Origin of the sequence: Hyunsoonleella sp. 2307UL5-6, assembly GCF_047345485.1 — a bacterium.
Classification (GTDB): domain Bacteria; phylum Bacteroidota; class Bacteroidia; order Flavobacteriales; family Flavobacteriaceae; genus Jejuia.
In genome coordinates this window covers 258591-273309 of sequence record NZ_JBLFEN010000002.1, presented here as the reverse complement: position 1 = coordinate 273309, position 14719 = coordinate 258591, and the positions used below count along the sequence as shown (strand labels likewise).

Genomic DNA, 14719 nt, shown 5'->3' with positions numbered 1-14719 from the left:
ATGTTAAAAATTAACATGCCCGAGTAAGAGTTTCCCCTTTGGGGGCTAGTGGGCTGTTTAGGGAGAGGCTTTATGAAAAATATATACGCCATAGGAGTAGGTTTAATAGGAGGTAGTCTTGCTTTAGATATCAAGCGGCATCGTCCAGATACTATAATTCATGGTATTAGTAGAAAAGATGCTACGCTAAATACTGCTTTAGAATTGGGTTTGATTGATAAAAAAGCAACTTTAGATGATATTGAGCATGCCGATTTGGTAATTATTTCTATCCCTGTAGATGCTACAGTAAAGTTGTTGCCTACTATTTTAGATAAGATTTCAGAGAATGGTTTGGTTGTAGATGCAGGTTCTACCAAAGAGGCTATATGCAAAGTGGTTGAGAATCACCCAAAACGAAGAAATTTTTTGGCGATGCACCCAATAGCAGGAACGGAACATTCTGGACCAACAGCTGCTATTGAAGGGTTATATAAAGGGAAAACAAATATTGTTTGCGAGGTTGAAAAAACTACATTTAAATTGCAGGAAAAGGCTTTGAAGTTATTTACTGATATTGGAATGCGTATTCGATATATGAATCCTGTGGATCATGATAAACATATTGCTTATGTGTCACATTTATCACATATTAGTTCGTTTATGTTAGGAAAAACGGTAATTGAAAAGGAGAAGAACGAACGCGATATTTTTGATATGGCGGGTAGCGGATTTGCATCTACAGTACGTTTGGCAAAAAGTTCGCCAGAAATGTGGACGCCAATTTTTAGACAGAATAAGGCTAACGTTATAGAAACCTTAGATGAATATATTAGCAACCTAACACGTTTTAAAGAGTTGATGGCAGCTGATAATTATGAAGCGATTTATGAAGAGATGAAAAACACAAATCGAATTAAAGATATTATAGGAAGTCCCACCTAACCTCCCCGAAGGGGAGGAACGCTTACTCTTATGAAAATTTTGAGTAGGTATTTCCCTCCTTGGAGGGTTAGGGGTGAGTTTAGAGTATGAGTGGCGCGTTAGGGATTGCAGAGGAAAGCCCACAGTGAGGTACGAGCGAGGACTTGTAACGTAAAGCCCGACCCGACGAAAGGAGGGTAACGCCAAAATAAATTGAATATAAAACAACAAAAATTAAATAGTAAACGTAAATAGCTTAAGCGGCTAAATATTAAATTAAAATGGAAAACAATAAAGAAATGAGAACCTGGTTAGATGATTTAGGATTAGATCATCCGTTGGTAATCGCAGGGCCTTGTAGCGCAGAAACAGAAGAACAAGTTTTAAAAATAGCTCATGAGCTTAAGGATACAGATGTAAGCTATTTTAGAGCTGGTATTTGGAAACCAAGAACACGCCCAGGAAATTTTGAGGGTGTTGGTGCTTTGGGCCTAAAATGGTTACAAAAGGTTAAGGCAGAAACTGGGATGAAGGTATGTACAGAGGTGGCTAACGCTGCGCATGTAAAATTGGCTTTAGAACATGATATTGATATGCTTTGGATTGGTGCACGATCTACCGTTTCTCCATTTATTATGCAAGAAATTGCAGATGCTTTACAGGGTACTGATAAGCCTGTTTTAATTAAAAACCCAGTAAACCCAGATTTGTCATTATGGTTAGGTGGTATAGAGCGTATTTACAGTTCTGGTGTTAAAAATATTGGTGCGATACATAGAGGATTTTCTACGTACCAAAAAACAAATTATAGAAATATACCTGAATGGCAATTGGCTATTGAGTTTCAAAATAGATTCCCAGATATTCCTTTAATTAATGATCCGTCGCATATTACTGGAAAGCGCGATATGGTTTTTGATGTATCGCAAACAGCATTAGATTTAAATTTTGATGGCTTGATGATTGAAACACATTATGACCCAGATAATGCTTGGAGTGATGCTGCGCAACAAGTAACACCTGCTACTTTGGTACAGATTATGAAGGATTTAAAAATTAGAAAAGAATCTAATCAAGAGGAAGAATACAACAGCGCGCTTAATAATTTAAGAGCACAGATTGATGTGGTGGATAATCAAATTCTTGGATTGTTAGGGCAACGTATGAAGGCTTCTGACGGTATTGGGGAACTGAAAAAGAATAAGAATGTAGCCGTATTACAATCTAAACGTTGGAATGAGATTTTAGGTAAAATGGTATTGGAAGGTGAGCAACATGGATTAAGTGAAGAGTTTATCTTAAGAATGTTTAAGGCGGTGCATCAAGAATCGATTAACCATCAAGAGAAAGTGATTAACGGATAGTTGATTGCTTTAGTATATAAAAAAAGCCTCGTATAACGAGGCTTTTTTTGTTTTATTGATAGTGCACTATACTAGTCGTTTTTAGTGTAAGCAAGTCGTCTTGATGCTTTTCGCATTAAAATATTTACTAAATCTTCAGGACTACTCCCTATGCTTCCTCGTACTTTTTTGTTGTAGTTCCAAAGTAAAGTGCCATTCTCTGCATCATGAACACTCATGTTTACAATAGCAGTATTGGTAGATCCCCAAAAACCAATGAGAAGTCCAAGTGCTATAGAGGCACCTTCAGACATTGGCTTGTTAGTTTCAAAGTCTCCAGAGATTACAGCATCTACACCTAAAATATTAGCTAATTCTTGAGGTGTGTAGTCGGTAATATTATTGTAGTTTATATCTTTTTTATTTAAAAGAGCGGTTGTTACTTTAGGATCTTGTACTTCCAAATTTTGTAATTTCCCTCTCTTTTTTCGTTTTAAAAACCAAGAGTACATAGCGGTTTGCATGCCTTCTCCTTCAGCTTTTTCAAGCCTATTAAGTTTTTCGTCATCCATATCCTTCATTTGTTTCGGTCTTAATTTAACTTGAGTTTTAAAAGGTACTATTGCTATTATTTTATGCGATTTAGCTATAGAATCAAACTTAGGGTTTTCATAAAGACTAGTTTGAGCTTGAATATTTGAAACAAAGCTTACAAATAGAAGTAAAAGAAAAAATTTTTTCATGTTGTTGATTTTAATTTGATTTATTAAAGATGCTAATATAGAAATATGCTTACATAAAATAGTTTGGGTTTTTAATTTTTTCTAGGCATTCACTAACCAAAATTTAATGTTTACTCATTCATGGTTTTTATTCGCATTGGTTTAATATAGATTTGATGTATAACTAAAACCAATATATTATGAAATTAATAACTACAATACTTATGCTGTTTGTGGGGCTTACATCATTTTCGCAACAAGAAGTAACAGGTCATATCTCTAATAAAACATCTCCTCTTATTGGTGCAAATATTAGTATTAAACACTCTGAGAGAGGAATAATTTCAGATATTAATGGTGATTTTAAAATTTCTGTTACACCAAAAGATACGCTAGTGCTATCTTATTTGGGTTACGATACAAAAGAAATAGTAGTTGGAAATCAAAAGTTTTTAAACGTGTTTTTAGATGGTGATATTACTTTAGATGAAGTAACTGTAATAGCTTATGGTAGTCATTTTTGCAGAATGATATCTTGTGGGATAAGTGTTAAACATTTAAATGAAAAACAATTTAAATCAAACGTCATCACAGAAAAACTCTATCCAAATCCATCAAAAACAGGACGTTTTCAACTAAAATTGATGGATGATTATAAAAATGTGAATATTGAAGCATTTAACATTTCTGGTAAATTAGTAAAAGCTATAACAGTAAAACCACAGCATAAAATATTAAACATAGATTTAAGTATATTCCCCTCTGGGCTATACATCATAAATGTAAGTGCAAATGGACAACAAATAGCTGCTAAAAAAGCAGTTATAGAGTAACGAATTAAATTTAAATAGTGTTATTTTGTAGCTCAATTTAATGCATGACAGGACGCGTTTATAAATCTACAGGAAGTTGGTATACCGTTAAAACTCAATTGGGAGAGGCTTACCAATGCAGAATTAAAGGAAAATTTAGGATACAAGGCATAAAAAGCACAAACCCTATTGCGGTTGGCGATATTGTAGATTTTGATTTAGAAACGACTAATGATGATGTTTCAGGCATTATACATCATATACACGACCGTACAAATTACATTGTTCGAAAATCTGTTAACCTCTCTAAGCAAACACATATTATTTCGGCCAATATCGATCAGGTGTTTTTAATGATTACTATTGACAATCCGCCTACACTTCCCAGTTTTATAGATCGGTTTTTAGTAACTGCTGAAGCGTATTCTATAAAAACTATATTATTGTTTAATAAGGTAGATACCTATAGTGATGATGTTTTGCTTGAAGTAAAATATTTAGCGCATGTTTATAGAAAAATAGGGTATGAGTGTATTGGTATTTCAGCTAAAACAGAAAAAAATATTGATAAGGTTAAGCAAATAATGAAAGAAAAAGTAAGCATGTTTGCAGGCCATTCTGGTGTGGGTAAATCTACATTAGTAAACGCTATAGAACCTAATTTAAATTTAAAAACTAAAGAGATTTCTAACCAACACATGCAAGGACAACATACCACAACCTTTGCAGAAATGTTTGATACCAGTTTTGGTGGTAAAATTATTGATACACCAGGTATTAAAGGGTTTGGCGTGGTAGATATGGATAAAGAAGAAGTGGGTGATTATTTTCCTGAGTTTTTTGAGTTGAAACAAGATTGTAAGTTTAATAATTGTTTGCATTTACATGAACCAAAATGTGCCGTAAAACAAGCGCTTGATGCAGATGAAATAGCACATTCTCGATACCGTAGTTATGTGCAAATTTTAGAAGGAGACGAAGAGCATTACAGAACTGATAATTGGGATGATTCATAACTAGTTTTAAATTTTAAAATACACAATGGATAAATTACATCTAATAAAAGTTAAAAGTCCTATTTAAAGATTTTAGGTAATGAAAGTAGTTATACAGCGCGTATTAAAAGCAAGCGTTACAATTGAGGATGAAAAAGTAGCTACAATAGATAAAGGCTTGTTGGTATTGCTCGGAATTGTAAATGAAGATACCCAAGAAGATATTGATTGGTTATGTCATAAAATTTCTAATCTTAGAATTTTTAGTGATGAAAATGGTATTATGAATTCATCATTATTAGATGGTAATGGAGATATAATTGTTGTAAGTCAGTTTACACTTCATGCAGCAACCAAAAAGGGCAATCGCCCAAGTTATATTAAAGCAGCAAAACCTGATGTGGCAATACCTTTATATGAATTGTTTATAAATACACTAGAAAATGTTATTGGTAAAACTGTACAAACAGGAAGGTTTGGAGCTAATATGCAGGTGGGGTTAATTAATGATGGACCTGTTACTATTATTATAGATTCAAAGCATAAAGAGTAATGTTTATCGATTTTTAAGTATTTAATTATTTAGTCTGTACGAATTTTAGTTAATTTGAATGTTAAGAAATGATATTTATCACTAATTAGCTATTAGCATTTCTTTACATTTACATCTTAAAAACACTTACATTATGTTAAAAAACATGGCGCTTTTAGTATGCTTTTTGTTTTCCTTTAAAGGTATTTCTCAAAATTTTTCTTACTCAAGTTTGTCGATACCTAATAATCTAAAAGAGCATGCAAATGCAGTGGTTAGGTTAAATAAAACTAATGTTGTTATTGACTCTAGAGATAATATGACTGTAAGTATTAGACGCATAGTAACAGTTTTAAATAAAGCAGGGAATAAGTTTGTGAAAGCAGGAACGGGATATGATAATTATCTAAAAGTTAAAGGAATAGAGGCTATTGTTTATGATGCTACAGGAAAACAAATAAAAAAATTTAAGAAAAAAGATTTTATAGACCACAGTGCAGTTGATGGTGGTACACTATACTCAGATTCTAGAGTGTTATTTATGGGGTATACGCCTATAAAATACCCTTATACAGTTGAATTTATTTGTGAAATTAAAACTCCTAATACAGCGGCAATACCTTCTTGGAGTCCAATAAATGGTTACTTTGTTAGCATAGAAAAGAATAACTATGAGATAACAGATAATGCAAATCTAGGTTTGAGATTTAAAGAAAAAACATTTGAAAATTATAAAACGATTAAAACTGAGTCCAGTGCCAATAATTTAAAATATAGTATAGAAAATGTTATGGCGCTAAGACCAGAAGATTTAAGTCCTTCTTTAGGTAACATAAGCCCAAATGTATTAGTTACAGTGGAAAAATTTCACTACAACGGTATAGATGGAAATGCAAGTAACTGGAAAGAAATGGGAGATTGGATAAAGCACGACTTACTTGAAGGAAGAGATAAAGTATCTGAAGAAACTAAAGCAGCTATTTTGCAATTGGTTGATAATGTGGAAGATCCGCTAGAAAAAGCAAAACTAGTATACAATTATGTACAAGGTAATACGAGATACATTAGTGTGCAGGTTGGTATAGGAGGTATTCAACCAATATCAGCTACGGAAGTAGATGAGCTTAAATACGGAGATTGTAAAGGACTAACCAACTATACACAAGCACTTCTAGGTATTGCAGGGGTAGAATCCTATTACACAATTGTTCAAGCAGGAAAGGAAATAGTTGATTTTGAAGATGATTTCCCTTCTTTAGCGCAAGGCAATCATATTATACTATGTATACCTAACGAAGAAGATATGATCTGGTTAGATTGTACAAGCCAAATACATCCTTTTGGTTTTATAGGAGATTTTACAGATGATAGAGCAGTATTGGTAGTAAAAGAAGATAAAAGTGAGGTCATTAAAACAGTAAACTATCCAGATACAAAAAATCACCAATCTATAAAGGCAACAATAGATTTAAAAGAAGATGCAAGTATCAACGCTTCCATAAATATAAAAACAAAAGGTATTCAATATGATAATAGGTTTTTTCTTGAAAATCAATCTAAAAAAGATATTTTGGAATATTATAAAGAATCATGGGGATATGTAAATGGTCTAGATGTAGAGGCATACAAATTTGAAAATAATAAAGATGATGTAGAATTTCTAGAAGATATAACTGCATACGCTAGGAATTATGCCTCCAAAGTGGGGGATAGAATTATTTTTAATGCCAATGTGTTTAACAGAAACAGTTTTGTTCCCGATAGATACAGGAATAGAACCTTACCTATTCAAATTCAAAGAGGATATCTTGATGAGGATGATTTTACAATAAAAATACCTAGTAATTATACTATTGAGGCGCTACCTGAAAATATAATTATAACTAACAAGTATGGAGAATACCAGTTGTATTTTGCTAATAATGATGATAAAAACATTACAGTTAGAAGAAAATTACTGATTAAAAAAGGCGAATATCCTAGCACTGAATATAAGGCATATAGAATGTTTAGAAAATCAGTATCAAATAATGATAATTTAAAGATAGTATTAAAGAAAAGTATTTAGAAATGAAAAGATTATACATCATAGTATTGTTAACGATTTGCGTTCATTTTTTGTCAGCTCAATCTGAAATGAAGTTTGGAGAAGTTACAAAAGAAGAACTATTAGAAAAAGAATATGTTAATGATAAATCTGCCAATGCAGTAGTATTATACAAAAATAGATTGACATATTATTCACAAAATTTTGACTTAGTTACCGAGGTTCATGAGCGTATAAAAATATATAATAAAGAGGGCTTTGATAATGCTACAAAGCGAATAAGCCTTTTCAAATCTCGTTCCTCTAAGGAATTATTAGGAAGATTAAAGGCATATACCTACAATCTAGAAAACGGGGAAGTTGTTAAAACAAAACTCGATAAAGAGCAAATATTTGAGGAAAATATAAGCTATAACTATAAAGGCGTTAGTTTTACCATGCCGAATATTAAAGAGGGTTCTATTATAGAGTTTAAATATAAAATTACATCACCTTTTATTTGGAATATTGATGAATTTAAGCTGCAATACGACATTCCTATGAAAAAAGTAGATGCAGAATTAAGAACACCAGATGGACTTAACTTTAGAGCTACCCAAAAAGGATTCTTTTTTATAAATTCACAAAAAGGATATTCTGGTTCTAATATGAATACCGTTAAATATACTATGGTAAATGTTCCTGCTTTAAAACAAGAGCTTTATGTTGATAATATGGACAATTACAGATCTGGGGTAATGTTTGAACTAGTTTCTATCGAAATACCAGGGCAAATACCTCATACCTACGCTACTAGTTGGGCTGATGTTGCTAAAACAATTGGTAATTCAGAGGATTATAAAGATAAACTTGATAAAACAAGATCATTCGATGATGATTTAGATTTGCTTCTAAATGGATTAAATAAACCAGAAGAGAAAATGAAACTTCTGTTTAAACACGTTAAAAATAAAATAACGTGGAATGGTATTGATGGTAAATATTTTTATAATGGAATAAAAAAAGCTTTAAAAGAAAAAAAAGGAAATGTGGCAGACATAAATTTAACACTTATAGCAATGTTAAGGTATGCAGGTATTGATGCAAACCCAGTTGTATTAAGTACCAAAGATAACATTATACCTTATTTTCCCACAGTAGATAGATTAAACTATGTTATCGCTTATGCTAAAATAGGAGAGGAACGATATTTTTTGGATGCCACGGATGAGTTTAGTGATATAAATGTGCTTCCAATTAAGGACTATAATTGGAAAGGTATATATGTTAATAATTTAAATAAAAGGTGGAATTTAATAAATATCAAACAACCAGAGCAGTCAAAAGAGCAATATATGGTTCAAACAGAAATTAATGAAGATGGTAGTATTCAAGGTCATTTAAGTTCTAGGTGTTCTAAACATAGTGCTCTAAAAATAAGAAAGAGATTTAAAGATAAGGAAATGGACGCTATTATTACTGATAGAGAATCTGCAATGGATAATATAGAAATTTCCGAGTACAAATTAGAAAATATAGACAGCTATGAAGGTTTTGTGAATGAATCTTTTGATTTTTACTACGAAAATGGGGTAGATGTTGTTGGCGATAAATTGTTTTTCAATCCTTTTATGTTTTTTGCAATTGAAGAGAACCCTTTTAAACAAGATAAAAGAGAATGTCCCATTGATTTTGGCGCACCTTTTAGTCAGAATTATATTATAAACATAAAACTTCCAGAAGGATATACTGTTGAGTCCCAACCAGAACAAGTTGCTATGAAAATGCCCAAAGATTTGGGTAAATTTGTTTACCGGTTGAAACCAGTTGGAAATAGTTTACAATTATTGATTAATTTTGATATAAATAAAGCAATGATAACTACGGTAGATTTCCCTTTTTTAAAACAATTATTCCATAAAATGATTATCAAAGAGGCAGAACAAATAGTATTAACAAAAGTATAATGGATATAAAAAACGCTCAAAAAGAGGTAGATGATTGGATTAAAGAGCACGGTGTAAGATACTTTAACGAGTTAACTAATATGGCGCAACTTACCGAAGAAGTAGGTGAGGTTGCCAGAATTATTGCCCGTCGCTATGGAGAACAAAGCGAAAAGGAAAGTGATAAGGATAAAGATTTAGGTGAAGAATTAGCCGATGTGCTTTTCGTAGTATTATGTCTCGCAAACCAAACAGGTGTTGATTTACAAGCCGCTTTTAATGAGCGTATGTACAAAAAAGGAAAACGAGACCATGATAGGCACCACAATAATCAAAAATTAAAATAATTGTAATTATATTTGACGCTTCTAATTTTAGAAGCGTTTTTTAATGGATATTACTCTACAAAAGTCAGCATTACACAAAAAATCATCAATAGAAATAACGGGTTCTAAAAGTGAATCTAACAGATTGTTGTTGTTACAGGCGCTTTTTCCTGAAATAACACTAAACAATGTGTCAAATTCTGATGATAGTAATTTGATGATTAAAGCACTAGCTTCAACAGAGAAAGTTGTAGATATTCATCATGCTGGCACCGCAATGCGATTTTTAACTGCATATTTCTCGGTACAAGAGGGTAGAGCAACTGTACTAACAGGTTCTAAACGCATGAAAGAACGTCCTATTAAAATTTTAGTAGATGCTTTAAGATCATTAGGAGCAGATATAAGTTACTTAGAAAACGACGGTTTTCCGCCAATAGCAATTCATGGAAAACAACTTACTAAAAATAAAGTAGCACTAAAAGCCAATGTAAGCAGTCAATATATTTCGGCGTTATTACTTATTGCTTCAAAATTGGAAAACGGTATAGTGTTGACTTTAGAAGGTGATATTACTTCTGTGCCATACATCAATATGACGCTTAGTTTATTGAATGAAATAGGTGTTAAAACTTCATTTATAAATAATGTTATCACAGTTTATCCTTCAGAAACAAAATCAAAACCATTAACAGTAGAGTCTGATTGGTCATCAGCATCCTACTATTTTAGTATAGCTGCTATAAGCGATGTAGGTACAGAAATTACATTGTCATCTTATAAAGAAAATTCTTTACAAGGCGACTCTTGTTTGGTAGATATATACAAGCATTTTGGAGTTACTTCAAAATTTAAAGAAAATACTATCGTCCTAACAAAAGAAACCTCATTACTACAACCATTAATTTTAGATTTAAAAAACGCGCCAGATATTGCACAAACCATTGCAGTTACTTGTTTTGTTTTGGGGATATCATGTGACTTAACAGGGCTTCATACTTTAAAAATAAAAGAAACAGATAGGCTAGTTGCTTTAAAAACAGAGATTGAAAAATTAGGAGGTAATGTTGAAATTACTGATAAATCACTACATTTAAAAGCATCAAATACTATTAAGCCAGAGGTCTCTATAGAAACCTATAACGACCATAGAATGGCAATGGCTTTTGCTCCAGTAGCCTTAAAACAACCAGTAATTATTAAAGAAAGTGCTGTGGTTTCAAAAAGTTATCCAACCTTTTGGGACGATTTAAAAACCTTAGGTTTTAAAATAACTAAATAAAAGTTGCTTGATTACTTGACAACCCCTATGTCCAAATTGTATATTTGCGACTTTCAGAATTTTTGTTAATCCCTAAAATTCTAAATATAAACTCTAAAAACCCTTACAAATGAAATTATCAAACTTTGGTTTTGATTTGCCGCCTGAACTATTAGCAGAATATCCTTCAGAAAATAGAGACGAATCTCGATTAATGGTTTTAAATAGAAAAGACCAAACAATAGAGCACAAGCAGTTTAAAGACCTTATAGATTATTTTAAGGAAGACGATGTTATGATTTTAAATAACACCAAAGTATTTCCTGCGCGTTTATACGGGAATAAAGAGAAAACAGGAGCAAGAATAGAGGTGTTTTTATTAAGAGAGCTTAATGAAGAACAACGTTTGTGGGATGTACTAGTAGACCCAGCTAGAAAAATTAGAATAGGCAATAAATTGTATTTTGGCGAAGACGAAAGTCTAGTAGCCGAGGTTATCGATAACACAACATCCAGAGGGCGTACATTGCGTTTTCTTTACGATGGTTCCTATAAAGAGTTTAGAATTAAACTTAATGAATTAGGGCAAACCCCTTTGCCTAAGTACATTAAAAGAGATGTAGAGCCAGAAGATGAAGAGCGCTACCAAACTATTTTTGCAAAAAATGAAGGTGCAGTAGCAGCACCAACAGCAGGCTTACATTTCTCAAAACATTTGCTAAAACGTTTAGAGATAAAAGGTATTAATTTTGCTGAAGTAACATTACACGTTGGTTTAGGTACGTTTAATCCAGTAGAGGTAGAGGATTTATCTAAACATAAAATGGATAGCGAGGAAATTAAAATAGAGCAACCCGCAGTAGATATTATTAATACAGGTATTAATGAAAGAAGGCGTATTTGTGCCGTTGGTACTACAGCTATGCGTACCATAGAAAGTGCGGTGTCTTCTAGTGGTATGTTAAATGAAAGAGAAGGATGGACTAATAAATTTATTTTTCCACCCTATGAATTTAGTATTGCAAATTGTATGGTTACAAACTTTCACACACCAAAATCTACACTGCTTATGATGATTTCAGCATTTGCAGGTCACGATTTCGTAATGGAAGCTTACCAAGAAGCCATTAAAGAAAAATACAAGTTTTATAGCTATGGTGATGCCATGTTAATCATATAAATAAAAAGTCCCGTTTTTAACGGGATTTTTTTGTTTTAGAGCTTAACTAAAATATAAATAAGTTGGGCGCCTGACTACCTGCGGTATCGCAGGCAGGTTACTATAAGGGTTGGGCTATCCACTATATCTTTTAATTTTTTCATTTAGTGGAAGCAACTTAGCAATTTTTTAAAGTATAGTTAAACGAACTAATTTCAAGTAAACTAAACTAAGTACTATAAAGGATGCGTATCTATTCCTAACGGGGTTTAAGACGTTATCATAACAATTCGTAATTCAAAAATCGTATTTCGCAAAACCATTCACTATTTTTGTAAGTGTAAATGAATACATCTAAAAAAGACATACGCGCATTAACGAAAGAACAACTCAGAGATTTTTTTGTAAGCCAAGGCGATAAAGCCTTTCGTGGTAATCAAGTGTACGAGTGGTTATGGCAAAAATCAGCACATAGTTTCGAGGCGATGACCAATATTTCGAAAGATACACGTCAAATGCTAGAAGATAACTTTGTAATAAACCATATTCGTGTAGATACTATGCAGCGCAGCAACGACGGTACTATAAAAAATGCTGTACAATTGCATGACGGGTTAATAGTAGAGTCTGTGTTAATACCAACAAAAAGTAGAACTACAGCCTGTGTATCAAGTCAAGTAGGTTGCAGTCTAGATTGTCGTTTTTGTGCTACTGCACGTTTAAAACGAATGCGAAACCTTAATCCAGATGAAATTTACGATCAAGTAGTTGCCATAGACAATGAAAGTAGGTTGTATCATAACCGGCCATTAAGTAATATTGTATTTATGGGTATGGGAGAGCCGCTTATGAATTACAATAACGTACTTAAAGCTATAGATAAAATAACATCCAAAGAAGGCTTAGGTATGTCGCCAAAGCGAATTGTGGTATCTACATCTGGTGTGCCAAAAATGATTAAAAAAATGGCAGACGATAAGGTGAAATTTAAACTTGCTGTATCATTACATTCTGCAATAGACGCCGTCAGAACCTCTATAATGCCCTTTAATGAAACGTTTCCATTAGCAGATTTAAGAGAGGCATTAGAGTACTGGTACGATAAAACAAAAAATAGAATTACTTACGAGTATGTAGTTTGGCGAGGGATAAATGATAAAAGAAAAGATGTAGATGCTTTAGTACAATTTTGCAAATTTGCACCAAGCAAAGTAAATATTATAGAATACAACCCTATAGACGATGGCGAGTTTCAGCAAGCCAATTCAAAAGCTATAGATATGTATCAAAACGTGCTAGAAACCAATAACATAACAGTAACTATTCGTAGAAGTAGAGGTAAAGATATTGACGCAGCATGCGGGCAGTTGGCTAATAAAACTTAAGAAACTTCTTATTTTATTGTTTTTGGTAGTTAAAAGCGTCAATTCAAAGATTTTTTTGTTTATTTCTTTCTAATTATTCTATCTTTTAGAGATTAATCCGTAAAATTTAGAATATGAAAAAAACATTACTTTTTAGCCTATTGGTAATAGTAGGTAATTCACTTTTCGCGCAAACTTTAGATTCTGTAGATTTTAATGCGCTAACCCTAGGCAATATAAATGAAGATATTACAGGTAATAGTCCTGGTCAAGCAAATCTTGGTGTTTTCGCTACTAATGGAGATGCACCCTCTACAACAACAAATGCGGCGGCTTCAAATTTTCAAGTTGTAGCTTCTGGTGATGATGGTACCCAAGGATGTCAATTTATTTCACCTGATGGAGATGCAGGTTTACGTTTTCTGTTTAAACCTTTTAGTACATTATGGGATGAAAGAACACCTGGAAATGATATTATTGAAATGGAGTTTTCTTTTTTTGTAGATAGCTCAATTAGTTCTACAGCCCCATTTGAAATGCGATTTTTTGGGAATGATGGTCCAGAAACTGCTTGGTTAGGTGGATTTAGTTATGATCCTCAAACTAGAGAATTAGTTGGTTTGGGTCGTTTAAATAATGGAGGAGATGTTGGCTTTTTTAATATAAATTTAGGAGACTTAATTTTACCAGCAGATACTTGGATAAATCTAGGTTACTCATTAGATACAGCTACTGGTGGAATGATATGGAAAACTGCACTGCCAGATGGGACTCTATTATCTAATGGTTCTCTTATAGATCCTGCACTAAATATCCCTAATATGGTGCCTACTGAATATGATTTTTTAAGTTTTGGAGTAGCTGGAAATACATCAGCTGCGAATTTTCTAATTGATAATTTTGGATTAAATGCTACATCATCAGATATGCTTTTACTAAGTATTGACGAAGTTGTTGATACTTCTATTAATTTTGTAAAGTTGTATCCTAATCCTGCTCAAAATAAAATTAAATTGGATACTAATTTATCTGTAAATTCTGTAACTATAGTAAACAACTTAGGTCAACAAGTATTAAATAAAGAGGGGCTTACTAATAACTTAGAGTTTGATATTAGTGAGTTAAAATCTGGTATTTATTTAATGAGTATTAAAACAATAACTGGTATTGAGGAAATAAAACGTTTTATAAAAAATTAAAAAAATAAATATAAATAAAGTTCAAGTAAAAAGGTATTTCAATTTTTAGAAATACCTTTTTTTTATAGGACTAATTCTTTAAATAGTAATTTATCGTAAATATTCAAGGATAAATAATATTAATGCCATTA

General features: G+C 32.3%; 13 protein-coding genes. 12 read left to right on the top strand and 1 reads right to left on the bottom strand.

Annotation, left to right across the window (positions count from 1 at the left end):
- Positions 1-72 precede the first annotated feature (72 nt).
- Together ACKGJY_RS04685 and ACKGJY_RS04680 are read left to right on the top strand one after the other, a co-directional pair.
- A complete protein-coding gene (locus tag ACKGJY_RS04685) occupies positions 73-924 on the top strand; it encodes a prephenate dehydrogenase (RefSeq protein WP_413972696.1) in 852 nt (283 codons plus the stop codon).
- Positions 925-1184: 260 nt separating this feature from the next.
- Positions 1185-2267 carry a chorismate mutase gene (locus ACKGJY_RS04680; RefSeq protein WP_413972695.1) on the top strand — a complete coding sequence of 361 codons (1083 nt, stop codon included), beginning with the start codon at positions 1185-1187 and terminating at the stop codon, positions 2265-2267.
- Between the two features lie 71 nt (positions 2268-2338).
- Here ACKGJY_RS04680 and ACKGJY_RS04675 read toward each other — a convergent pair whose 3' ends face one another.
- Positions 2339-2989, bottom strand: a complete 651-nt coding sequence (locus ACKGJY_RS04675; RefSeq protein ID WP_413972694.1) for a hypothetical protein — start codon at positions 2987-2989, stop codon at positions 2339-2341.
- 179 nt (positions 2990-3168) lie between these two features.
- Between ACKGJY_RS04675 and ACKGJY_RS04670 the strand changes: the two genes are divergently transcribed.
- From ACKGJY_RS04670 to ACKGJY_RS04625, 10 genes are all read left to right on the top strand, one after another.
- Complete coding sequence (locus ACKGJY_RS04670) at positions 3169-3801, top strand: carboxypeptidase-like regulatory domain-containing protein (protein ID WP_413972693.1); 633 nt, start codon at positions 3169-3171, stop codon at positions 3799-3801.
- A gap of 44 nt (positions 3802-3845) precedes the next feature.
- Complete coding sequence (gene rsgA / locus ACKGJY_RS04665; RefSeq protein WP_413972692.1) at positions 3846-4796, top strand: ribosome small subunit-dependent GTPase A; 951 nt, start codon at positions 3846-3848, stop codon at positions 4794-4796.
- A 79-nt stretch (positions 4797-4875) separates the two neighbouring features.
- Entirely contained in the window at positions 4876-5328 is a 453-nt protein-coding gene (gene dtd, locus ACKGJY_RS04660) for a D-aminoacyl-tRNA deacylase (RefSeq protein ID WP_413972691.1), read from the top strand.
- Positions 5329-5461: 133 nt separating this feature from the next.
- On the top strand, positions 5462-7375 hold the full coding sequence (locus ACKGJY_RS04655) for a DUF3857 domain-containing protein (RefSeq protein ID WP_413972690.1): 1914 nt from the start codon (positions 5462-5464) through the stop codon (positions 7373-7375).
- Positions 7376-7377: 2 nt separating this feature from the next.
- The gene (locus tag ACKGJY_RS04650; RefSeq protein WP_413972689.1) at positions 7378-9300 is read left to right on the top strand and encodes a DUF3857 domain-containing protein; all 1923 of its coding nucleotides are present in this window, start codon (positions 7378-7380) and stop codon (positions 9298-9300) included.
- Positions 9300-9626 carry a nucleotide pyrophosphohydrolase gene (locus ACKGJY_RS04645; protein ID WP_413972688.1) on the top strand — a complete coding sequence of 109 codons (327 nt, stop codon included), beginning with the start codon at positions 9300-9302 and terminating at the stop codon, positions 9624-9626. Before ACKGJY_RS04650 ends, ACKGJY_RS04645 begins: the two co-directional genes overlap by 1 nt.
- 43 nt (positions 9627-9669) lie before the next feature.
- The gene (locus ACKGJY_RS04640; RefSeq protein ID WP_413972687.1) at positions 9670-10887 is read left to right on the top strand and encodes a 3-phosphoshikimate 1-carboxyvinyltransferase; all 1218 of its coding nucleotides are present in this window, start codon (positions 9670-9672) and stop codon (positions 10885-10887) included.
- A gap of 109 nt (positions 10888-10996) precedes the next feature.
- Entirely contained in the window at positions 10997-12046 is a 1050-nt protein-coding gene (gene queA / locus ACKGJY_RS04635; protein WP_413972686.1) for a tRNA preQ1(34) S-adenosylmethionine ribosyltransferase-isomerase QueA, read from the top strand.
- Between the two features lie 323 nt (positions 12047-12369).
- On the top strand, positions 12370-13410 hold the full coding sequence (rlmN, locus tag ACKGJY_RS04630; RefSeq protein WP_413972685.1) for a 23S rRNA (adenine(2503)-C(2))-methyltransferase RlmN: 1041 nt from the start codon (positions 12370-12372) through the stop codon (positions 13408-13410).
- Between the two features lie 113 nt (positions 13411-13523).
- Positions 13524-14588: a T9SS type A sorting domain-containing protein gene (locus ACKGJY_RS04625; protein ID WP_413972684.1), complete on the top strand. Its 1065-nt coding sequence runs from the start codon at positions 13524-13526 to the stop codon at positions 14586-14588.
- Positions 14589-14719: the final 131 nt, after the last annotated feature.

Excerpts from the sequence above, each read along its gene's own strand:
- ACKGJY_RS04685 (WP_413972696.1), top strand. The coding sequence starts at position 73 with ATGAAAAATATATACGCCATAGGAGTAGGTTTAATAGGAGGTAGTCTT.
- ACKGJY_RS04680 (WP_413972695.1), top strand. The coding sequence starts at position 1,185 with ATGGAAAACAATAAAGAAATGAGAACCTGGTTAGATGATTTAGGATTA.
- ACKGJY_RS04675 (WP_413972694.1), bottom strand. The coding sequence starts at position 2,989 with ATGAAAAAATTTTTTCTTTTACTTCTATTTGTAAGCTTTGTTTCAAAT.
- ACKGJY_RS04670 (WP_413972693.1), top strand. The coding sequence starts at position 3,169 with ATGAAATTAATAACTACAATACTTATGCTGTTTGTGGGGCTTACATCA.
- rsgA (WP_413972692.1), top strand. The coding sequence starts at position 3,846 with ATGACAGGACGCGTTTATAAATCTACAGGAAGTTGGTATACCGTTAAA.
- dtd (WP_413972691.1), top strand. The coding sequence starts at position 4,876 with ATGAAAGTAGTTATACAGCGCGTATTAAAAGCAAGCGTTACAATTGAG.
- ACKGJY_RS04655 (WP_413972690.1), top strand. The coding sequence starts at position 5,462 with ATGTTAAAAAACATGGCGCTTTTAGTATGCTTTTTGTTTTCCTTTAAA.
- ACKGJY_RS04650 (WP_413972689.1), top strand. The coding sequence starts at position 7,378 with ATGAAAAGATTATACATCATAGTATTGTTAACGATTTGCGTTCATTTT.
- ACKGJY_RS04645 (WP_413972688.1), top strand. The coding sequence starts at position 9,300 with ATGGATATAAAAAACGCTCAAAAAGAGGTAGATGATTGGATTAAAGAG.
- ACKGJY_RS04640 (WP_413972687.1), top strand. The coding sequence starts at position 9,670 with ATGGATATTACTCTACAAAAGTCAGCATTACACAAAAAATCATCAATA.
- queA (WP_413972686.1), top strand. The coding sequence starts at position 10,997 with ATGAAATTATCAAACTTTGGTTTTGATTTGCCGCCTGAACTATTAGCA.
- rlmN (WP_413972685.1), top strand. The coding sequence starts at position 12,370 with ATGAATACATCTAAAAAAGACATACGCGCATTAACGAAAGAACAACTC.
- ACKGJY_RS04625 (WP_413972684.1), top strand. The coding sequence starts at position 13,524 with ATGAAAAAAACATTACTTTTTAGCCTATTGGTAATAGTAGGTAATTCA.